Raw genomic sequence first — 20377 nt, 5'->3', positions numbered from 1 at the left:
CCCCAGCCTACGACTCGCCCGGCGACGCCGTCGGGAGACCGGCCTGTTGCGCGGCGTCACGCAGCCTGCGGTCGTAGCAGACGAAACTCTCCAGCTCTTCCCTCACCTGCAACGCCGAAGCCAGATGGATCGCGTCCAGCGAACGCAGCATCCCCGGCAGCGCACCCGCCGTGTCGAGCAGGGCCGGGGTCATCGGCAGCTGGAGCAGGTCACCCAGGATCACCTGCGACCGGAGATAGGCAAGGTCACCGCCCTGGCGGACCGCGCGCGGCAGCTCCACCCTGGCCAGTGTCGAACTGCCCTTCCGCGACCCGGCGTGCGCGACGAGCCATTGCTCCAGGTCCGGGGTCTCGGCCTCCTTGAGCACCAGCTTGACCAGCGCGGAGGAGTCGAAGTAGATCACCAGCGCTCCTCGTCACGCAGCCGCGAGAGTTCGTCGGAGGCGCTGAAGCCGAGATCCAGGGGTTCGGGCAGGTTCCCGCTGAGCGCACCGGTAGGGCGCTCCGGCGCGAGCAGCTCACCGCGGGCGATCATCTCGTCGACGCGGCTGCCCCGCACCGGCGGGCCCAGTATCGCGACCGGGGTGCCGCGATCGGTCACCGTGAACGACTCGCCCGCGGCGACGCGGCGCAGGTAGACACTGGCGTTCTGCCGCAGCTCGCGGATGCCGATCACAGTCATGTGCTACAAGGTAGCACATGACTTAATGAACGGCCTGCAGAAACCGGCCGGACGCCTCCACGGCCGGAGTGGACGTGCCGGCACCGACCAGCAGCACGGCGAAAGCGAGGTCCCCGGCGTAGCCGACGAACCACCCGTGCGACTGGGTACCGTCGCCGAACTGCGCGGTACCGGTCTTGCCGTGCACGTCCGGCAGTTCGGCGAGCACTCCGCCGGTGCCGTCGGTGACCACCGCCCGCATCATCCGCCGCAGCCCGTCCAGCACGTCCTGGTTCAGTGGGCGGCCGAGCTGCCGCACCTCGGTCCGCCCGCCGCGGAGCAGGGTGGGCACCGGCGTCCGGCCGGAGGCCACCGTCGCCGACGCGATCGCCATGCCGAACGGGCTGGCCAGCACGGTGCCCTGGCCGAAGCCGTTCTCCGCGCGCTGCACCGTGTTGCGGCCCGGCGGCGCCGAGCCGGTGATAGTGGTCAGGCCCGGCAGCACGAAGTCCGCGCCGATACCGAGATCGCGCGCCGCGTCGGTCAGCGCGGACGGCGGAAGCCTGGTGGACACGGTCGCGAAGGTGGTGTTGCAGGAGTGCGCGAAAGCCGAGATCAATGGCACCGTGCCGAGGCCGAACATCTTGTCGTTGGGGATGACCCGGCCGTCCACCGTGGTGGTCGGCGGGCAGTCGACCGGGGTGTCCACCCGTACCTGCCCGGTGCCGAGACCGGCGGCCGCGGTGGCCAGTTTGAAGGTGGAGCCCGGCGGGAACCGCCCGGTGAGCGCGATCGCCCCCTGTTCGTCGGCGAGCGCGTTCTGGGCGACGGCGAGGATCTCCCCGGTGGACGGTTGCAGGGCGACCAGCGCACCCGGCACCCCGACCGGCCCCAGCGCCTCCTGCGCCGCGGCCTGCGCCCGGCGGCTCAGCGTGCTGAGCGCGGCCCCGGCCGGCTGCGCCGGGTGCGCGTAGAGCTCGGCGGCCTCCGTACCGGCCGCGTTGACCGTGATCACCCGCCAGCCGGCCAGCCCGGCGAGCTGTCCCTCCACCGTCGACCGGATCGCCGGCAGCACCTGCCCGGCCAGTCCCTTCTCCACCGGCAGCAGCCGGGTCTGCTGCGGGAAACGCACCCCGGGCAGTTCGTAGACGGCCGCCTTGACCGACTGGTAGTCACTCGCCCGCAGACTGGCCACCGGATAGGAATCGCCCGGGCGCAAGGCTTTTACACCATCCATAATGGACTGTTCGGTGATCGTGCCGTCCAGCGGACGCAGCGCGGCGGCCAGCTTGCCCGCAACCTGTGCCGGATCGCCGGCATCGGCCGGGTCGAGCAGCACGGTGACCACGGTCTGCGGCTCCAGCAGCGTGGCCCCGTCCCGGTCGAGCACCGGAGCCGGCTCCGGGGTCTCTTCGCGCAGCGCGACGGTCTGCTGCGCGGCGAGGTCCGGATGCAGGGTCGACGGCGTCCAGTGCAGTTTCCACTGCTCGTCGGTCGAGACCAGCGTCGCCCTGCTCTCGTAGGCCCACAGCCTGCCGAGCGGGAGGTGCCAGGCGAGCTGGAAGTCCGCGTCGGCGGTACTGGCCCCGGTGGCACCGTGCACCCGCCGCACCGTCACGTCGATCTTCTCCGGTCGCAGCGCGCCGCGAACCTGGTCGAGCAGGTTCTTCGCGGACTCCGGCGCGTCGGTCAGCCCGGCCGCCGAAGTGCTGTCCCCGGCGGAGAGCGCCGCCAGGAACCGGCCCATGACGTCCTCCGGGCCTTCCGAACCGAACAGGCCACAGCCCGCCGTGCCCGCGGTGAACACGATCGCGAGCAAGAGACCGGCCACCGGACGGAGTCTGTTACGCACAGCGGAGAAGTATTCCCGGCGACGGCCCGGTTTCCGCGGTGCGCAACGCGGCGACGAATCAGAACAGGTCAGAACAGGACGGTGGCGTACCGGCCAACCTGCCCGAAACCGATCTTCCGGTACGAGGCCAGCGCGGGCAGGTTGTAGGCGTTGACGTACAGGCTCGCCGTCCGGCCCATCCCGCGCACCAGGCGGTTCACCACGGCCGCGGTGCCGGCGGTGCCGATGCCGTGGCCGCGGCGCTCCGGATGCACCCAGACCCCCTGGATCTGCCCGACACTGGTGGACAACGCGCCGATCTCCGCCTTGAACACCACCTCGCCGCCCTCGAACCGGGCGAACGCGCGCCCGCCCGCGATCAGCTCGGCGACCCTGGCGCGGTAGCTGGCGCCGCCGTCGCCGGCCCGCGGGTCGACGCCGACCTCTTCGATGAACATCGCGATCGCGGCCGGCAGGTACCTGTCCAGCTCGTCCGGCCGGACCGCGCGGACCAGCGGATCCGGCGACAGCGATGGCTGCCCGTCCAGTGCCATCAACGGCTGGTCGTGCCGGATTTCGCGAGCGGGCCCCCATTCGCCGGAAAGCTCGTCCCACAGCCCGAGCACCTGTTCGGCGGGGCCGACCAGCGACGAGCAGCTGCGCTGTTTCCGCAGTGCCCGGTCGGCGAAGGAACGCAGGGCGGAGGCGTTGCCGCGCAACGGCACCAGGTTCGGGCCGGAGAAGCACAGCCCCTGCACCCGGCCGGACCTGGACGTGCGGGAATCGGCGGCCCACAACTCGCCGCCCAATCGCCAAGGGTCCAGCCCGGCAACCTCGACCCGGGCGCTGACCATGCAACTGCCCACCGGGTCCGCGGCCAGGATCGCACGCACCGCCGGATAGTCCCGATCATCGAGCAGCCGCGCACCAGCAAGCCGCAACACGAGGACAAGCGTGCCAGATAATCGCCGGTAACGGAAAACATGCCCGTTGGAAAACCAGCGCCGACCCATTGGAGTCACCCATGCAGCGCTTCGCCTACCGCGTCGTCGAGCTCCGCGAAAAGATGATCGGCGGCAAGATGTCCGGCGACCGGCTGGAGAAGATCCTCAACGAGAACGCCGCCCAGGGCTGGCAGCTCAAGACGATCACGTCCGCTGAGGTGAAGGGCAGGGTCGGCCCCGGCGGGGTGGACGGGCTGCTGCTCACCTTCGAAAAGCCGGTCGGCTAGCTCAGAAGGTGAGCACGATCTTGCCGCGGGTGTGCTTGCCGGCGAAGTCGCGCACGGCGAGCGGCGCTTCCCCGAACGGGTACTTGGCGCCGATCTCCACGACGAGCCCACCGTTCGCGGCCTCGTCCGCGAGCCGGGCGAGCCTGCCTTCGGCAGCGGTCATGTCGACGAACTCTGCGGTGACGCCGCGCTCGAAGGTCGCCGGCATGCTGATCGGCGAGAGGATCCGGCCGCCATCACGCACCGCGGCCGCGGTACCGGCCAGCGCCGGGCCCATGGTGACCAGGTCGACGGCGAGGTCCACCCCGTCTGGCCGCAGCCGACGGGTCTCCGCGACGGTGTCCGTGCCGGTGTAGTCGATCACTTCGGCCGCGCCGAGGTCGCGCACGAACTCGGCGTCCCCGGGCTGTGCGGTGGCCAGCACCTCGGCCCCGGCGTGGGCGGCGAGTTGCACCACGAACGAGCCGACCCCACCGGTGGCGCCGATGACGAGCAGGCCGCGGCCGTCCAACGGCCCGGCCCGGTGCACGATGGTGGCCGCGGTGATCCCGGCCAGCGACAGTGCCGCGGCCCGCTCGACGTCCAGTCCCGCCGGTCGCTTGACCACCTGCGGGCCGGCGTCGACGACCGTGTACTCCGCGATCGTCCCGGCGGTGAAGCCGGTGTAGGCGAGCACCTCGTCACCGACACTGAACCCGGTGACGTCCGCACCGGCGGCGGTGACCACCCCGGCCACGTCCATGCCGAGCACGAACGGGTGCTCGATCGGCATGATCTCGCGCATCACACCGAGCGCGAGCTTGGCGTCCAGCGCGTTGAGCGCGGCGGCACCGACCCGGATCAGCAGCTGGCCGGGACCGGGCTCCGGAACCGGCACCTCGGCGATTTCGAGCTGCTCGAGCGGGCCGTAGGAGGGGGCGATGAGAGCCTTCATGATCGTCTTCCTTTTCCACTGGTGAACTACCTGCCCCCACCTTGCGCCGACCGCGATCTTCGCCGCCCCGCTCTTTCGAGCTGATCGACCTAGCCGAACGACCAGGCCGCCCGCCCGTCGCCAGGTCTACCTTGGAGGTCATGGACGAGACCGGTTTCGGCACCCCGGACCAGGCGCTGGCCCGGGCCTTCACGGTGCTGAACGCGCCGATCTGCGACACCTTGCCGGAGCTGTCCTCGGCGCTGGACGGGCTGGTCCCGCACCGGGCGGCCGCCATGCTCACCGGTGACTGCTCTCGCGCGCCGCTCAAGGTGCACGGCGCCCCCGCGCTGACCGAGAAGATCACCAGTGCCGAACTGGGCCACCTGGTGGGCACGATCGAAGTGGGACGGCCGTGGCTGGGCGAGGCAACGCTGGCCGGGCGGGCCACCACGGTGCTCGCGGTGGCCTCCGCGCCCCCGGAGTCGCAGGGCGCGCTGCTGGTGCTCGCGCTCAGCGGACCGGAACCGGGGGAAGCGGCGAAACGCACCGTGCAGCGGATGTGGGACCTGACCACGCTGACCCTGCTGGAGCGCGCCGAAGCCGTGCCGCCGGAGGGACAGGCGGAGAACCGGGTCGCGGCGAGCGAACGGGCCAGGGCGATCGCCGAGCTCGGTGACGCGCACGCGGCCGCGCTGACCGGGATGCTCGGTGTGCTGCGGTCGAAGTCGCTCGACGACGTGAGTGCCCGCCGCGGTGCGACCGACCTGGCGGTCGCCGCGCTGATCGAGCTGCGCTCGGCCGGCGACCGCGACCGCGCGCTCAGCGAGGAACCGGCCGGGCGGGCGTTCGACCGGCTCGCCGAGAAGCTGCTGCCCCTGACCAAGTACAGCGACGTGCACCTCGAGCTGGTCGCACCGGAGGACACCAGGCGCGGGCTGCCGGCGGAAATCGCCAACGCGGCCCGCGCGGCCGTGCGGGCGATCGTGCTGGCCATGCTGGAACAGTCCGAGCTGCACCGGATCCGGGTCGCCTGGCAGGTCGGCGACGAATCACTGCGGGTGGCCGTCCGCGACGACGGACCGGGCAGGTTGGTCGCGGACGCGCTGACCGTGCACCGGCTCGGCGAACGGCTCGGCGCGCTGGAGGGCACCCTGGCCGTGGACGCGGTGGAGAACTGGGGCACCACGGTGACCGCGACCCTGCCGCTGGCCGCGCCGGAACTGCCCGATGCCGGACCGCTGAACGGGCTCAACCCACGCGAGCTCGAGGTGCTGACCGAGCTGACCAGGGGTCATCGCAACCGCCAGATCGCCGAGGAGCTGCACATCAGCGAGCACACGGTGAAGTTCCACGTGGCGAACATCCTCGGCAAGCTGGACGTGGGTTCGCGGGGCGAGGCGGCCGCGATCGCCCGTGGTGCCGGCCGGGGCTGAGGCGGCCGCGGCAGCACTCGGCGGTACCCGAGCGCCGCCGCGAACGGTCTCGGTCAGGCCCCGCGATAGGTGCCGAACGTCCACATGTTGCCCTCGAAGTCGGCCATGGTGAAGGTGTGCGAGCCGTAGTCGGTGTCGTTGAGGTCCTGGCTGATCCGCGCGCCGGAGTCCTTGACCCGGCGATAGATCTCGTCCACCCGCTCGGTCACCACGTAGACCGAGCTGGTCCCGGCCGGCAGCCGCGCGCAGTCGCCGTCGGCGAGCTTGGTGTCGCCCAGCATCACCGCGCCGCCCTCGGGCCAGCGCAGCTCGGCGTGCACGATGGTCGCGCCCTCTTCGTCGGGGACCACGAGTGCCTCGGTGAATCCGGCGACGCCGGTGAGGAAGTCCACCGCGGAACGCGGGTCGTGGTAGCGCAGGCAGGGCCAGACGGTGCCTTCCGGTGCCGCGGTTCGTGTCGTTTCTTCAGTCATGCCCCCATGTTCGTTCGCGACCGATCTCGTCGTCTTGGAGAAACGGGAGCTCCTCGGCGATCCAGGTGCCCGGTGCGCAGCCGGCCAGCGCCCGCCACTCGTTGCTCAGGTGCGCCTGGTCGTAGTAGCCACAGTGGACGGCCAGCTCGGCGAGGTCGACGCGGCCGTGGCGGCGCAGCACCGCGCCGGCCCGCTCGAACCGGAGCACCCTGGCCGCCTGCTTCGGGGACAGGCCGACCTCGCGGCGGAAGATCTCGCCGAAATGCCGCCGGCTCCAGCCCACTTCGGCGGCCAGCGACCCGACCCTGAGCAGTCCGCCGGTGCCCAGCATCCGCCGCCAGGCCAGGTCGAGTTCGGGCGCCGGGTCCGGCGCGTCGGTCAGCACCGCGCGGAACACCTCGTCCAGGATCGCGAACCGGTGCGGCCAGCCGGTGACCGAGGCCAGCCGGTCCGGCAGCTCGGCCAGCCTCGGCGAGCCGAGGTCGGCCAGGTCGACCACGTACCCGGTGAGCTCGGCCGCCCCGACCCCGAGCAGCCGCCGGGCACCGAGCGGTTCGATTTCCAGATGCAGGCCCTCCTGCACCGGCTCCTGCGCGATCAGCGCCGGGCCGGTGTGCATTCCGCCGACCATCGCCCGCAGCTTCGCCGGTGCCTGTTCCGGCCGCGGCATCCTGGTGATCCGGATCGGTGCGTCCAGCCCGATCACCAGGGTCAGATATCTGGACGGCAGCCCGCGGTGTACCCCGTGCGGAACGTTCTCCTGGCGGTAACCGATATAGCGCGCCACCAATCCCCGCAGCGCGGGATGCGGCCGCGCCACGGACCAGTCCACGCGCTGCTCCGGCACGCTCCCAGGCTAACCCCGGCGTCCGACGAAAGTCGGAAGGTTCACAACGGTTGGGACGCGAGGTGAAACTTTCCCGGCATTCTCCCCGATGGGTGATTATTCGTACCTGAACGGGTGCGCGGTATACCCATTGACGAGAGGTCGATGTAGTGGGTCAACAACGAACACGCCGGCGAGGCCGGATCGGAATCACGGTACTCGCGACCGCCCTCGGGGCGTCCGTACTCGGTTTCACCCCGGCGCTCGCGCAGACCACGACGCCGGACGTCCCGGCGCCGGCCGTCGGGCAGGACAAGGAACTCGACCAGCAGGACAGGGCGCTGGTCGCCGAGGCCGAGCGGGCCGGCAGGCCCGAGGTCACCCTGCTCGTCGCGGCGCAGCGAGGGCGCGCCGAAGCCGCCGCCGGTGAACTGCGTTCGCTCGGCGGCGAGGTGCAGTCGACCGACACCAAATTGGACTATCTCAAAGTGACGGTGCCGGTCGCCGCCGCGGCGAAGGCGCCGAAGCTCGGTTCGGTCGACGCGGTGGACGTGGACGGGCTGATCCAGCGCGACGAGCCGGCGCCCGACGGCGCCACCGACCCGATCCCGCAGCCGGCACCCGGCCCGCAGACCCCGCGGGTGAACCCGTACCTGCCGACCGGTGACACCTACGCCGCCCAGTTCGGCCGGCTGTTCCCCAGCTGGGACGGGCGAGGCACCAAGGTGGCCGTGCTCGACTCCGGGGTTGACCTCGACCACCCCGCGCTGGCCACCACCAGCGACGGCAAGCGCAAGATCGTCGACTGGTACACGGCCAACTCGCCGACCTCCGGGGACGGCGGCTGGGTGCCCATGTCCACCGCGACCTACACCGGCGGCTTCACCGCCGGGGGACGCCAGTGGACCGCGCCCGGCGCCGGCGGCCCGTTCACCTTCGGCACCTTCGTGGAGACCGCGCAGGATCTCGGCGGCGCGGGCAGCGAAACCGGTGGCGACCTCAACCGCGACGGTGACCGCGCCGACTCCTGGGGCGTGCTGCAGGACACCGCCACCAAGGAGGTCCGGGTCGACCTCGACGGTGACGGCGACTTCACCGACGAGAAGCCGATGATCGACTTCAAGGTCAAGCAGGACTCCGGGTTCTTCGGCACGGACAACCCGGCCACCGAGATCGCCGAGCGGGTGGCCTTCGTGGTGCAGACCGACAAGCCGGGCTATGTGAATCTGGGCTTCGCCGGCGCCGCGCACGGTTCGCACGTCGCCGGCATCACCGCGGGCAACGACCTGTTCGGCGGCCAGATGGACGGCGCGGCACCCGGTGCCGAGCTGATGTCGGTCAAGGTCTGCCTGACCACCGCGTCCTGCACCTCGAGCGGGCTGATCGACGGCGTGGTCTACGCCGCGGCGAACGGCGCCGACGTGGTCAACATCTCGATCGGCGGGCTGCCCGCGCTCAACGACGGCAACAACGCGCGGGCCGAGCTGTACAACCGGATCATCGACGAGTTCAACGTGCAGCTGTTCATCTCCGCCGGCAACAGCGGCGCCGGCGCCAACTCGGTCGGCGACCCGTCCGTGGCGACCTCGGCGATGAGCGTCGGCTCGTACATCACCGACGACACCTGGCTGTCCAACTACGGCTCGAAGACCAAGGCCGCGGAGGGGCTGCACCCGTTCTCCTCGCGCGGCCCCGCCGAGGACGGCGGCTTCAAGCCGAACATCATCGCGCCGGGTGCGGCGATCTCGTCCACCCCGCGCTGGCAGCAGCCGGGCCCGTTGCCGGGTACCTACCCGCTGCCGGCCGGCTACGCGATGTTCAACGGCACGTCGATGGCGGCTCCGCAGGCGACCGGTGCCGCGGCCCTGCTGGTCAGCGCGTACAAGGCGCTGCACGGCGGCGAGCGGCCGCCGGTCGCTTCGCTGCGTTCCGCGATCACGTCCACCGCGCGGTTCGTGGACGGGATCCAGGCCAACGCGCAGGGCGCCGGTCTGTTCAACGTGGTCAGGGCCTTCGTCGCGTTGCAGTTCAACCCGAAGGCGGACGCGGTGACCACCTCGGTTCCCGTGCAGACCGTCCTTTCCGGACTGCTGAAGACGCCGAACACCGGCGTCGGCATCCACGACCGCGAAGGCGTGACCACCGGGAAGCCATACACCCGCACCTACACCCTGACCAGGACCACCGGCGCCGACCGGCCGGTCCGCTACCAGGCCGGCTGGGTCGGCAACGACGGCACCTTCTCCTCGGGGCGCACGGTCTCGCTGCCGCTGAACAAGCCGGTGTCCTTCGAGGTCAAGGTGGACCCGAAGACCGCGGGCTCGCATTCGGCCCTGCTGCGGCTGGACGACCCGGCCACCGTCGGTGTCGACGTGCAGACCATGAACACCGTCTTCGCGCCGCTGGAAGTCAACGCGGGCAACGGTTTCAAGGTTCAGGCGGCCGGGAAGGCCGGGCGCAACCAGGCGAGCAGCGTGTTCGTCCGGGTGCCGCAGGGCGCCAGCGCGCTCAAGATCGACATGGCCGCCGGCGGCCAGGAGCCGGGCAAGGGCCAGGTGCGGTTCCTGCGCTACGACCCGACCGGCGTGCCGATCGACGTCACGTCCTCCACCAACTGCTACCACCCGGACGCGGGTGCGGGCTGCTCCACGGGCTCCCCGACCAGCCGGACGGTGACCAACCCGCTGCCGGGGGTCTGGGAGCTGGTGGTGGAGGCGCGGCGCACCTCGGACGCGGACACCGCGCCGTGGTCCTTGACCGCGGCGGTGCTCGGTACCGCGGTCGCGCCCAACCCGGACGAGATCGCCTCGGCCGCGGTGGGCGTGCCGGTGGGCCGGGACTACACGGTGACCAACTCGCTCGGTGAGTTCACCGGGCGGCTGACCGGGGGCACGCTGGGCAGCGCGAGCATCCAGCGGCCGACGATCGCCAACCTCGAGCAGCGGCAGTTCCCGGTCACCGTGTCACCGGGCGCGACCTCGCTGACGGCGACCATCGGCAACACCGCGGACCCGACCGCCGACCTGGACCTGGCGCTGTTCAACTGCACCAGCGGCAGCTGCGTGCAGGCCGGGCAGAGCGCGGACGGCGACTCCGAGGAGTCGGTGACCGTGGCCTCCCCGGCCGCGGGTGCCTGGGTCGTGCTGGTGGACGGGTACGCGGTGCCCGCGGGCAGCACGGAGTACGACTACCTGGACGTGTTCGTCTCGCCGTCGTTCGGCTCGGTCTCGGTGACCGACACCAACGCGCCGCGCGCGGCGGGCAGCTCCTGGGCGGTACCGGCCACGGTGACCGCGAACGCCGTCCCGGCTCCGGGCCGGGTGCTGCGCGGCGTCACCACCGTCCGCACCGCGGACAACCTGGCCATCGGCGGCGGCGCGGTCATCGTCCGCTCCGTCACCGGCTAGCCGAATCCGTGAAGGGCACCTTCCCTACCTTGGAAGTAGGGAAGGTGCCCTTCACGGACAAAGCTGGGGAGTCAGCTGACGGTGACGACGGGGTCGCCGGAACCGGCGGTGTCGCCTGCTTCTTCGGCGATGCGCATGGCTTCTTCGATGAGGGTTTCCACGATCTGGTGTTCGGGGACGGTTTTGATGACCTCGCCCTTGACGAAGATCTGGCCTTTGCCGTTGCCGGAGGCCACACCCAGGTCGGCTTCGCGGGCTTCACCGGGCCCGTTGACCACGCACCCCATCACCGCGACCCGCAGCGGCACTTCCATGCCCTGCAAACCGGCGGTGACCTCATCAGCCAGCTTGTACACATCCACCTGCGCCCGCCCACACGAGGGGCAGGACACGATCTCCAGCTTGCGCTGCTTGAGGTTGAGCGACTGCAGGATCTGGATCCCGACCTTGACCTCTTCCACCGGCGGCGCGGACAACGACACCCGAATGGTGTCCCCGATCCCCTGCCGCAACAACGCACCGAACGCCACCGCCGACTTGATCGTGCCCTGAAACGCCGGACCCGCCTCGGTCACCCCCAGATGCAGCGGATAGTCACACTGCTCAGCCAACAACTCATACGCCCGCACCATCACCACCGGGTCGTTGTGCTTCACCGAAATCTTCAAATCATGAAAATCGTGCTCGGCGAACAGCGACGCCTCCCACAACGCCGACTCCGCCAACGCCTCCGGGGTCGCCTTACCGTGCTTGGCCAGCAACCGCTTGTCCAGCGACCCCGCGTTCACCCCGATCCGGATCGGCGTCCCATGATCCTTCGCCGCCTGCGCGATCTCCTTGACCTGGTCATCGAACTTACGGATGTTGCCCGGGTTCACCCGCACCGCCGCACACCCCGCCTCGATCGCGGCGAACACGTACTTCGGCTGAAAATGAATATCCGCGATCACCGGGATCTGCGACTTCCGCGCGATCGCCGGCAACGCCTCCGCATCATCCGCACTCGGACACGCCACCCGCACGATGTCACAACCCGACGCCGTCAACTCCGCAATCTGCTGCAACGTCGCATTCACATCCGACGTCAACGTCGTCGTCATCGACTGCACCGACACCGGACTCTCACTACCCACCCCCACCGCACCAACCTGCAGCTGACGGGTCTTACGCCGCTCCGCAAGCACGGGCGGGGGAAGCGCGGGCATTCCTAACGAGACGGAGGTCATCTATTCCTCTGCAACCAGGGTGCATAAACGCTTGTCGCCGTCACGATACCCGCCGCCCGGCGACCACCGGCAAAACGGCCGTCCGCCTAGTCAAGTCCGGCAACGGCGGAACGCTACTGGGAGATGCGAATCGGGTTGACGATGTCCGCGGTGATGGTGAGCAGGGTCACCGCACCGCCGATCAGCACGAGCACCACGGTGACCGCGGAGAGCTTGGTGTAGTCCACCGGCCCGCCGGCCGCCTTGCCGCGCAGCTTGCGCAGCCAGTCCCGCACCCGCTCGTACCAGACCACCGCGATGTGCCCGCCGTCCAGTGGCAGCAGCGGCAGCAGGTTGAACACGCCGATGAAGAAGTTCAGGCTGGCCAGCAGCAGCAGGAACAGCTCCCACAGGCCCTGCTCCACCGCCTCGCCGCCGATCCGGCTGGCGCCGACCACGCTGACCGGGGTGTTCGGGTCGCGTTCACCGCCGAAGATCGAGCTGACCACCGCCGGGATGCGTTCCGGGAACTCGATCAGCCGCTGCCAGGTCTGCACGAACATGTCACCGGTGAACGCGGTGGCACCACCGAAGGCGGTGGCCGCGTTGTACTCGAACATCTTGGGGAAGGTGACCCCGATCGACCCCGTCTTGGCGATCTCCGGCGGGGCGTCCGCCGGCGCGTCCGCGCGCCGCACCGGCCGGTCCACCTGCGGCACGTCGACCACCAGCGGGACCATCGCGCCGTCGCGGTCCACCACGAGGTTGGTCGGGCCGGAGGCGCGCTGGATGATGTCGATGACGTCGGCGTAGGTCTTGGTCGCGGTGCCGTTGACGGAGACGATCTCGTCACCGGCCCGCAGGTCGGCGGACTTGGCCGGGGCGGCGTCACCGGGCCGGCACTGCGGGTTGCTGACCTGATCGGTGGTCCGCGCGTCCTGCACGCAGTTCGACACCGCCGCGACCTGCGGGGTGCCGGTGATGTTCGGCAGGCCCATGGTGGCCGCCATCAGGTAGAGCACGATGAAGCCGAGCAGGAAGTGCGTGACCGAGCCGGCGACCATGACCACGGTCCGCTTCCAGGTCTTGAACCGCCACATCGCCCGCGGCGACTCCTCCGGGGTGACCTCGTCCAGCGCGGTCATCCCGGCGATGTCGCAGAAACCGCCCAGCGGGATCCACTTCAGGCCGTACTCGGTCTCACCCCGCCGGAAGGAGAACACCGTCGGGCCGAAGCCGACGAAGTAGCGGCGCACCTTCATGCCGAACCACTTGGCGGTGACCATATGCCCCGCTTCGTGCAGCGCGACGGACACGCAGATGCCCAGCGCGAACAGCACGACCCCGAATATGTAGGCGAGCACGCCCTACTTCCCTCCGGCCTTGATCATCTCAGCGGCGCGGGCCCTGGCCCATTGTTCCGCAGCGAGCACGTCTGCCACGTCGCGTGGCGCGCGACGCCAGTCGTCGGCGGCTTCCACCACCTCCGCAACAGTGTCCACGATGGAAGTGAAGCTGGCGTTCTGCACCCGGAACGCGGCCACGAGCTCCTCGTTCGCCGCGTTGAACACCGCCGGCAGGCAGCCGCCGACGGTGCCGGCGTGCCTGGCCAGCTCGACCGCCGGAAAGGCGTCGTTGTCCACGGGCTCGAAGGTCCAGGACGACGGGGTGTCCCAGGCGCACGGCACGGCGGCGCCGGCGACCCGGTCCGGCCAGTTCAGCGCCAGCGCGATGGGCAGCCGCATGTCCGGCGGGCTGGCCTGGGCCAGCGTGGAGCCGTCCACGAAGGTGACCATCGAATGCACGATCGACTGGGGATGCACCACCACGTCGATCCGGTCGCCCGTGATGCCGAACAGCAGGGTCGCCTCGATCAGCTCCAGGCCCTTGTTCACCAGCGTCGCCGAGTTGATGGTGACCACCGGCCCCATCGCCCAGGTCGGATGCGCCATCGCCTGCTCCAGGGTGACCCCGGCCAGCTCGGCCCTGCTCCGGCCGCGGAACGGGCCGCCGGACGCGGTCAGCACCAGCCTGGCGACCTCCTCGGCCCGCCCGCCACGCAGCGCCTGCGCCATCGCGGAGTGCTCGGAGTCCACCGGCACCAGCTGGCCGGGCCCGGCGGCGGCCAGCACCAGCGGGCCGCCCGCGATCAGCGACTCCTTGTTCGCCAGCGCCAGCGTCGCGCCGGTGCCCAGTGCACGCAGGGTGGGCGCGAGGCCCTGCGAGCCGGGCATGCCGTTGAGCACCACGTCCACCGGCACCGCGTCGATCAGCTCGAGCACCGCGTCCGCGCCGGCGAAGATCCGCGGCATCCGGAACTCACCCCGCGAATAGCCCCGCCGCTGCGCCTCGGCATACAGCGCGAGCTGCAGGTCCTCCACCACGGTCGGCCTGATCACGGCCAGCGCCTCGACCCCGTGCGCGAGCGCCTGCGCGGCCAGCGCGGCCGGGTCGGACCCGCCGGCGGCGATGCCGGCCACCCGGAACAGATCCGGGTTCCTGGACACCACGTCCAGGCCCTGGGTGCCGATGGATCCGGTGGAGCCGAGCACGAGCACGGTTCGCGGAGCGTTCATGGCGGCGATTATCTCGGATCGGCGCGCACCGGCGGCGCGGGTCATCGGCGAGGCGGCCACCGTGGTGTGGGATCATCGTCGTGGAAGCCGGGTACATGGTCTCGAGGAGTGGTCGTGGCGCGCAGGAAGATCGTTAGGAAGCCGACTTCGGGCATCGGTGTCGTCGACCCGCAGGAGGAGCCTTCGGCCGACTGGGGCTGGCACGGCAACTTCTACAAGTTGTCCAGGGGCGCCGGTTTCCTGAGCGCCGTCGCGCTCATCCTGATGACCATCGGCAACCACCAGCACAACACCGAGAACATCTGGCTGATCGGGATCGCGGCCGGGCTGATCCTGCTGCTGGCGCTCGACGTGCGCAAGCGGCGCACCGCCTGGCGCAAGTAACCCGGCGGCCCTTCCGGTACGCCGAAGAGTTCTCCGGCCCGCTTCCGCGGGCTCCGTCCCAGGGCTGACTTTCGTCAACACCGGTTCGGACTTCGGTCCGATGTGCCGAAGGCATGCCACCCGCGACCGTGGGTGGCATGCGCTTACTGCTCCCCTTCCTGCTGGTCGCGTCGCTGCTGACGGCCGCACCGGCCGTCGCCGCCCCCGCGAAGACCGGTTTCACCCTGCCCGCGCCGACCGGGCGTTACGCCGTCGGCAGCACCGAGCTGCACCTGGTGCAGCCGGACCGGCCGGACCCGTGGCTGCCGGCGAAGCCCCGTGAGCTGATGACCAGTGTCTGGTACCCGGCCCTGCGAACCGGGCTCCCCCTGGCCCCGTACGTCCCACCTGCGCTGGCCGAGCACTACGACACCGAACCGCCGATCGGGCTGCCGGCAGGCCGGGTCGACTGGGCCGGCGTGCGCGGTCACGCCCGCACCGGCGCGCCCGTGCTCGGCGGGCCTGGCGGCTTTCCGGTGGTGCTGTACTCGCCAGGCGTCGGGAACTCGCGCGTGTTCGGCACCGTGCTGGCCGAAGAGCTCGCCAGCCGTGGCTACGTGGTGGTCGGGGTGGACCACACCTACGAGACGACGGTCGCCTTTCCCGGTGGGCGGGTGGAGCCGGACAGCGCGTTCGACCTCACCGACCCGAATGACCCAGACGCGATCGAGCGGGCCAAGCAGCGCCTGATGGACGCCCGCGAGTACGACAGCCGGTTCGTCCTCGACCAGCTAGAAACCCTTGCGGCGGGCGGAAACCCGGACGCGGAGCGGCGTGCGCTGCCGGCCGGGCTCGGCAGGGCGCTGGACCTGTCGGAGGTCGGCATGTTCGGCCACTCCGGCGGCGGCGTCACCAGCAGCCGCGTCGTACAGGCCGACCGGCGGGTGGACGCCGGGGTGAACATGGACGGCTGGTACTCCTTCGGCGACAACCGGCCGGAGCTCGGGGTGGACCGGCCGTTCCTGCTGATGGGCGCCGGCTCGTCGCCGGACCTGCCGCCGCTGTACGGCAAACCGCGTACCCACCTGACCGAACCGGACTGGGGCAGGTTCTGGCGGGCGTCCACCGGCTGGCAGCTCGACCTCAACGTGCCGGCCGGGCGGCACTACACCTTCACCGACGCGCAGTGGTTCCTGCCGCAGCTCGCCGGCCCGCTCGGCCTTGACCTGCGCGACAGCATCGGCACCGTGGACCCGGTGCGGATCGTCGACGCCCAGCGCGCCTATCTGACCGCGTTCTTCGACCAGCACCTGAAGCACCGGCCGCAACCGCTGCTGCGCGGGCCTTCGCCCGAGTACCCGCAGGTGGAGTTCATCCGCTAACGGGCAGGCCCGACGACCTCGCTCGGGCCCGCTCCGGACTCGCCCGCCACCGCGGCCAGCTCGGCGCCGACGCTCTCGCGTTCGCCGCCGGCCGCGGGTTTGGTGTCGCGGCACAGCAGCGACGCGACGGCGCCGATCACGCAGACGGCGATGGCGAAGGTGAACGCGATCGCCAGCCCCTGCGAGAACGGCCCGGAGATCAGGTTCGGGAAGAAGCTGCGCCCGGTGAGAAAGCTCGCTTGGTCCGGCGGCAGGGTACCCAGCTGACCGCCGAGCAGCTGTTGAATCGGGTTGTAGCCGAGGAAGGCGGCGAACAGCACGGCGACCGCGGGCAGGGCGGCGATCTGGTCCGCGGCCCCGGCGGACACCCCGTGCGCGACCAGGCCCTCGCGCATCGCGCCGGGCAGGCTGCCGGAGAACCCGGTGATGATCAGGCTGAAGAAGAACCCGATGGACAGCACCATCGCGGCGTTCTGGAAGGTGGTCATCATGCCCGAGCCGGAGCCGCGGGCATCCGCGGGCAGGCTGTTCATCACCTCGGCCCGGTTCGGCGAGGAGAACATGCCCATGCCGATCCCGTTGAACACCAGGATGGTGGCGAACGCCCAGTACGGGAAGTCCACCGGCAGCACGATCAGCAGGCCGAAGGTGACCGCGGTGATCAGCAGGCCGCCGGAGGCCAGCAGCCTGCTGCCGACCCGGTCGGACAGGATGCCGGACGCGGGCGCGGAGATCAGGAAGCCGACCGTCATCGGCAGCATGTAAATACCGGCCCACAGCGGGGTCTGCTCGAAGCTGTAGCCGTGCTGCGGCAGCCAGATGCCCTGCAGCCAGATGATCAGGATGAACTGCAGCCCGCCCCGGCCGAGAGAGGCGGAGAAGTTGGCCAGGTTGCCCCAGGAGAAGGACCGCAGCCGGAACAGCGACAGGTTGAACAGCGGGTTGTCCACCTTGTTCTCGATCACCACAAAGACGATCAGCACCGCCACTCCGCCGAGCAGGCAGCTGAGCACGAACGGGCTGCCCCAGCCGGTCGGCGAGCCGCCGTAGGGCTGGATGCCGTAGGTGATGCCGACCAGCACCGCGATCAGCCCGACGGCGAAGGTGAGGTTGCCCCACCAGTCCATCTCGGCGTGCTTGCGGACGCCGGTGTCGTGCAGCTTGACGTAGGCCCAGATGGTGCCGATCACGCCGAACGGCACCGAGACCAGGAAGATCAGGTTCCAGTTCACCGGGGCGAGCACCCCGCCGACGACCAGGCCGAGGAACGAACCCGCGATCGCCGCGACCCCGTTGATGCCCAGCGCCATGCCGCGCTGGTTGGCCGGGAACGCGTCGGTCAGGATCGCCGAGGAGTTGGCCATCAGGAAGGCGCCGCCGACGCCCTGCACCACCCGCCAGCCGATCAGCCACAGCGCGGCCGCGTCGCCGTCGAACCAGGTGATCGCCAGCAGGATCGACGACACGGTGAAGATGGCGAAGCCCATGTTGTACATCCGGGCCCGGCCGTACATGTCGCCGAGGCGGCCGAAACTGACCACCAGTACCGCGGTGACCACCAGGAAGCCCATGATCATCCACAGCAGGTAGCTGGTGTTCGACGGCTCCAGCGGGTTGATCCCGATGCCCTTGAAGATGTCCGGCAGCGCGATCAGCACGATCGACGAGTTGATCGTGGCGATCAGCATGCCGAGCGTGGTGTTCGACAGCGCGATCCACTTGTACCTCGGGCCGAGCTCGGTCGCCGACCTCCGCCGCCGGTCCACCGCCGTGTCCACCGTCATCCGGTCACCCACCTCGCTTTCACTTAGCAATGCTAAGTATTAGCCGCGAGGCAGACAACAAGGTAGCGGGAATTCAGCGGAGAGGCCGGTCACAGAATTGCGGCACAGCCAGGAAATGAAAGGGATTCTTTGGCATTGGTCTCATAATCCTTTGCGGACTCTTTGGAATCCAGCCCCGGCCGTCTCCTCGCGGCGACGAGTGCGCCACCACGCGGAGACGGCCGCCACCGGAGACCTCACTCGCCTTCCGGGAAACCGTTCGGGTCCATCCAGACGAGCTCCCACAGGTGACCGTCGGGGTCGGCGAAGCTGCGGCCGTACATGAACCCGTGGTCCTGCGGCTCGTTCGACGGCGACGCACCGCTGGCGAGAGCGAGGTCGGCGAGCTCGTCGACCCGCGCACGACTCTCCGCACTGAGCGCGAAAATGGCCTCCGCCGTGGTCGCCGTGTCGGCGATCTCCTTCGTCGTGAACTCCTTGAAGTGCTTTTCCACCAGCAACATCACATTGATGTGCTCGCTGATGACCAGCGCCGCGGCCTCTTCGTTGGAGAAGGTCTCGTTGAACGAGAAGCCGAGTTCGGTCCAGAACTTCCTGGCGCGCGGGAGGTCGCTGACGGGCAGGTTGATAAAGATCGCGGTGGACATGGCACAGCCTTTCTGGGCAGCGGTGAGTTGCTCGACCGCCGGACACCGAGTGTCCAGCGGAGAGAGGTGTATCCAACAGATACCTAGCATCCGACGGAGATTGTGTATCCGCCGGACACATGGTGTACATTAGACACATGCCGAGCGGGTAGGCAAGCCCCGATTTCGGCCGGAGCAAGGAACGGAGCGTGCATGGCAGACACGGACGACGGGAGTGCAGGCGAGCGGCCGGACCTGCTGTGGGAGCTGGAAGACCGCCAGGCGAAACCGGTCCGCCCCGCGCTCACCGTGGCTCGGATCGCGGACGCGGCGATCGAGCTCGCCGACGCCGATGGCATGGCCGCCGTGTCCATGCAACAGGTCGCCGGACGGCTCGACGTCACGAAAATGGCCCTGTACCGCCACGTCGCGAACAAGGCCGAGCTCGTCGCGGTGATGACCGAAAGCGCCATCGGCGCCCCGCCGGACCTGCGGAAGGTGCCCGGGAGCTGGCGGTCGCGGCTGCAGGAGTGGGCCCGGCAGATGCGCGAGACCTGGCAACGGCACCCCTGGCTGCCGGAAGCGACCGTGGGACAGCGCCCCACCGGCCCGCGCGAGATCGGCTGGACGGAGTCCGCCGTGGCGGCGCTGGACGGCACCGGCCTGCACGGCTCCGAGCGGATGGACGCGGTGTTCCTGCTCAGCGGGCACCTGCGCAACACCCACTCGGTCGCGATGGCGGGCACGCAACCCTGGACGGCAGAGCGCGGCCTGAAACCACTGGTCGAAGCGCACGCCGATCGTTTTCCGGCCCTGGTGGCGGCCGGCTCGACCGCGAAGCCGTCGGAGGACAACGGTTGGGAGTTCGGCCTGCACCGCATCCTGGACGGCCTCGCCCTGCTGATCGAACGACGCCCGAGCCGGGAATAGCCGGGTACGGTTCCGGCAGGTCAGCTACCCGCCGGGCGGACCGGATCGATGTAGGTGCCGGGGTGGGTCGCGGCGTCCTGCTTGAGAACGGACGTGCCGACCGCCCAGGACACGTACTGCGTGTCGGTGGTGTGGGGCGGCGTCACGGCCATGCGAGCGATGCGCCATCCGTCACCGGATTCCGCGGTGAGGTACGTCAGGTCCGCTTTGGCGTGCTCACCCGGAGCCACGTCGACCGGCTTGATCGACGCATTGGTGCGCGTCAGATCCCAGGACGTACCGTCCGCACCGTCCAGCCGCACCCCGGGGAAACCGCGGACGGTGCAGGTCGCGCTGCCCCGGTTGGTCAGCAGGACCGGAAGCCGCCACTGCGTACCGCTGTTGTCGGCCTGTTCCGGCTGGGACAACGTCACCTTCAAATTCGCGCATTCCGCCTTGCGCTCCGCCGACGTCGTGCCGGCGCTTTTCCGGCTTCCGGTATTCGACGACACCTCCGCGTCGGTTTTCGGAGCAGCCGGAGCGGTATCGCGCCCCGCGCCAATATCGGCGTTGTTCTGCGGTTGCGGAATAGCGGTACTTGCTTGCTCATTCGAGCACGCACCCAGTGCAGCAACCGAAACCGCGGCCGCGATTACGCTCGCGGCACCTCGCCGAACCACCACGCCCTTGATGTTCACAACGCCCCCTCGGACAACGCTCCCGGTAATTCCTTTTCACCGACAAAGATGTCCTGG

Annotated in this window: 19 protein-coding genes; 6 read left to right on the top strand and 13 right to left on the bottom strand. The window is 70.1% G+C overall.

Translation table 11 applies throughout. The features are described 5' to 3' along the window. Positions 1–7: 7 nt before the first annotated feature. The 4 genes from AMYNI_RS0127665 to AMYNI_RS0127650 all read right to left on the bottom strand — a co-directional run bounded on the left by AMYNI_RS0127665 (position 8) and on the right by AMYNI_RS0127650 (position 3435). Positions 8–403 (bottom strand): type II toxin-antitoxin system VapC family toxin, encoded by a 396-nt coding sequence (locus tag AMYNI_RS0127665; protein ID WP_020671329.1) that lies wholly within the window; start codon positions 401–403, stop codon positions 8–10. Continuing rightward, on the bottom strand, positions 400–681 hold the full coding sequence (locus tag AMYNI_RS0127660; protein WP_020671328.1) for a type II toxin-antitoxin system Phd/YefM family antitoxin: 282 nt from the start codon (positions 679–681) through the stop codon (positions 400–402). Before AMYNI_RS0127660 ends, AMYNI_RS0127665 begins: the two co-directional genes overlap by 4 nt. Before the next feature lie 22 nt (positions 682–703). After that, positions 704–2491, bottom strand: a complete 1788-nt coding sequence (locus AMYNI_RS0127655) for a penicillin-binding transpeptidase domain-containing protein (protein WP_020671327.1) — start codon at positions 2489–2491, stop codon at positions 704–706. An 89-nt stretch (positions 2492–2580) separates the two neighbouring features. Continuing rightward, complete coding sequence (locus AMYNI_RS0127650) at positions 2581–3435, bottom strand: GNAT family N-acetyltransferase (RefSeq protein ID WP_020671326.1); 855 nt, start codon at positions 3433–3435, stop codon at positions 2581–2583. A gap of 80 nt (positions 3436–3515) precedes the next feature. On the opposite strand from AMYNI_RS0127650, the gene AMYNI_RS0127645 reads away from it, so the two are divergent. Beyond that, entirely contained in the window at positions 3516–3722 is a 207-nt protein-coding gene (locus AMYNI_RS0127645; protein ID WP_020671325.1) for a DUF4177 domain-containing protein, read from the top strand. 1 nt (position 3723) lies between these two features. Here the strand turns inward: AMYNI_RS0127645 and AMYNI_RS0127640 are convergent, their stop codons facing one another. Beyond that, the gene (locus AMYNI_RS0127640) at positions 3724–4656 is read right to left on the bottom strand and encodes an NADP-dependent oxidoreductase (protein WP_020671324.1); all 933 of its coding nucleotides are present in this window, start codon (positions 4654–4656) and stop codon (positions 3724–3726) included. A 140-nt stretch (positions 4657–4796) separates the two neighbouring features. Between AMYNI_RS0127640 and AMYNI_RS0127635 the strand changes: the two genes are divergently transcribed. Beyond that, a complete protein-coding gene (locus AMYNI_RS0127635) occupies positions 4797–6071 on the top strand; it encodes a LuxR C-terminal-related transcriptional regulator (RefSeq protein ID WP_051116372.1) in 1275 nt (424 codons plus the stop codon). A gap of 53 nt (positions 6072–6124) precedes the next feature. On the opposite strand, the gene AMYNI_RS0127630 is transcribed toward AMYNI_RS0127635, so the two are convergent. Then, a complete protein-coding gene (locus AMYNI_RS0127630; protein ID WP_020671322.1) occupies positions 6125–6544 on the bottom strand; it encodes a VOC family protein in 420 nt (139 codons plus the stop codon). Next, the gene (locus AMYNI_RS0127625; protein ID WP_040406014.1) at positions 6537–7391 is read right to left on the bottom strand and encodes a helix-turn-helix domain-containing protein; all 855 of its coding nucleotides are present in this window, start codon (positions 7389–7391) and stop codon (positions 6537–6539) included. The genes AMYNI_RS0127630 and AMYNI_RS0127625 overlap by 8 nt, the downstream gene beginning before the upstream one ends. A gap of 149 nt (positions 7392–7540) precedes the next feature. Here AMYNI_RS0127625 and AMYNI_RS0127620 point away from each other — a divergent pair, with 149 nt between their 5' ends. After that, on the top strand, positions 7541–10777 hold the full coding sequence (locus tag AMYNI_RS0127620) for a S8 family serine peptidase (RefSeq protein ID WP_020671320.1): 3237 nt from the start codon (positions 7541–7543) through the stop codon (positions 10775–10777). A 71-nt stretch (positions 10778–10848) separates the two neighbouring features. Here AMYNI_RS0127620 and ispG read toward each other — a convergent pair whose 3' ends face one another. From ispG to dxr, 3 genes are all read right to left on the bottom strand, one after another. After that, the gene (gene ispG, locus AMYNI_RS0127615) at positions 10849–11982 is read right to left on the bottom strand and encodes a flavodoxin-dependent (E)-4-hydroxy-3-methylbut-2-enyl-diphosphate synthase (RefSeq protein ID WP_026361006.1); all 1134 of its coding nucleotides are present in this window, start codon (positions 11980–11982) and stop codon (positions 10849–10851) included. 134 nt (positions 11983–12116) lie between these two features. Continuing rightward, positions 12117–13346: a M50 family metallopeptidase gene (locus tag AMYNI_RS0127610; RefSeq protein ID WP_020671318.1), complete on the bottom strand. Its 1230-nt coding sequence runs from the start codon at positions 13344–13346 to the stop codon at positions 12117–12119. Between the two features lie 3 nt (positions 13347–13349). After that, on the bottom strand, positions 13350–14558 hold the full coding sequence (gene dxr, locus AMYNI_RS0127605) for a 1-deoxy-D-xylulose-5-phosphate reductoisomerase (protein ID WP_026361005.1): 1209 nt from the start codon (positions 14556–14558) through the stop codon (positions 13350–13352). Between the two features lie 108 nt (positions 14559–14666). On the opposite strand from dxr, the gene AMYNI_RS0127600 reads away from it, so the two are divergent. Continuing rightward, positions 14667–14942 (top strand): DUF2631 domain-containing protein, encoded by a 276-nt coding sequence (locus AMYNI_RS0127600; protein ID WP_020671316.1) that lies wholly within the window; start codon positions 14667–14669, stop codon positions 14940–14942. A 137-nt stretch (positions 14943–15079) separates the two neighbouring features. Then, on the top strand, positions 15080–16303 hold the full coding sequence (locus AMYNI_RS0127595; protein WP_020671315.1) for an alpha/beta hydrolase family protein: 1224 nt from the start codon (positions 15080–15082) through the stop codon (positions 16301–16303). On the opposite strand, the gene AMYNI_RS0127590 is transcribed toward AMYNI_RS0127595, so the two are convergent. Continuing rightward, positions 16300–18087 carry an MFS transporter gene (locus AMYNI_RS0127590; protein ID WP_040406012.1) on the bottom strand — a complete coding sequence of 596 codons (1788 nt, stop codon included), beginning with the start codon at positions 18085–18087 and terminating at the stop codon, positions 16300–16302. The genes AMYNI_RS0127595 and AMYNI_RS0127590 overlap by 4 nt on opposite strands. A gap of 236 nt (positions 18088–18323) precedes the next feature. Further along, positions 18324–18734: a VOC family protein gene (locus AMYNI_RS0127585; RefSeq protein WP_020671313.1), complete on the bottom strand. Its 411-nt coding sequence runs from the start codon at positions 18732–18734 to the stop codon at positions 18324–18326. Between the two features lie 192 nt (positions 18735–18926). Between AMYNI_RS0127585 and AMYNI_RS0127580 the strand changes: the two genes are divergently transcribed. Beyond that, the gene (locus AMYNI_RS0127580) at positions 18927–19643 is read left to right on the top strand and encodes a TetR/AcrR family transcriptional regulator (RefSeq protein WP_020671312.1); all 717 of its coding nucleotides are present in this window, start codon (positions 18927–18929) and stop codon (positions 19641–19643) included. A 20-nt stretch (positions 19644–19663) separates the two neighbouring features. On the opposite strand, the gene AMYNI_RS48430 is transcribed toward AMYNI_RS0127580, so the two are convergent. Beyond that, on the bottom strand, positions 19664–20320 hold the full coding sequence (locus AMYNI_RS48430; RefSeq protein ID WP_169515775.1) for a DUF4232 domain-containing protein: 657 nt from the start codon (positions 20318–20320) through the stop codon (positions 19664–19666). Positions 20321–20377 lie beyond the last annotated feature (57 nt).

This window comes from Amycolatopsis nigrescens CSC17Ta-90, assembly GCF_000384315.1.
Lineage (GTDB): Bacteria > Actinomycetota > Actinomycetes > Mycobacteriales > Pseudonocardiaceae > Amycolatopsis > Amycolatopsis nigrescens.
This window is presented reverse-complemented; position numbering and strand designations above follow the sequence as displayed.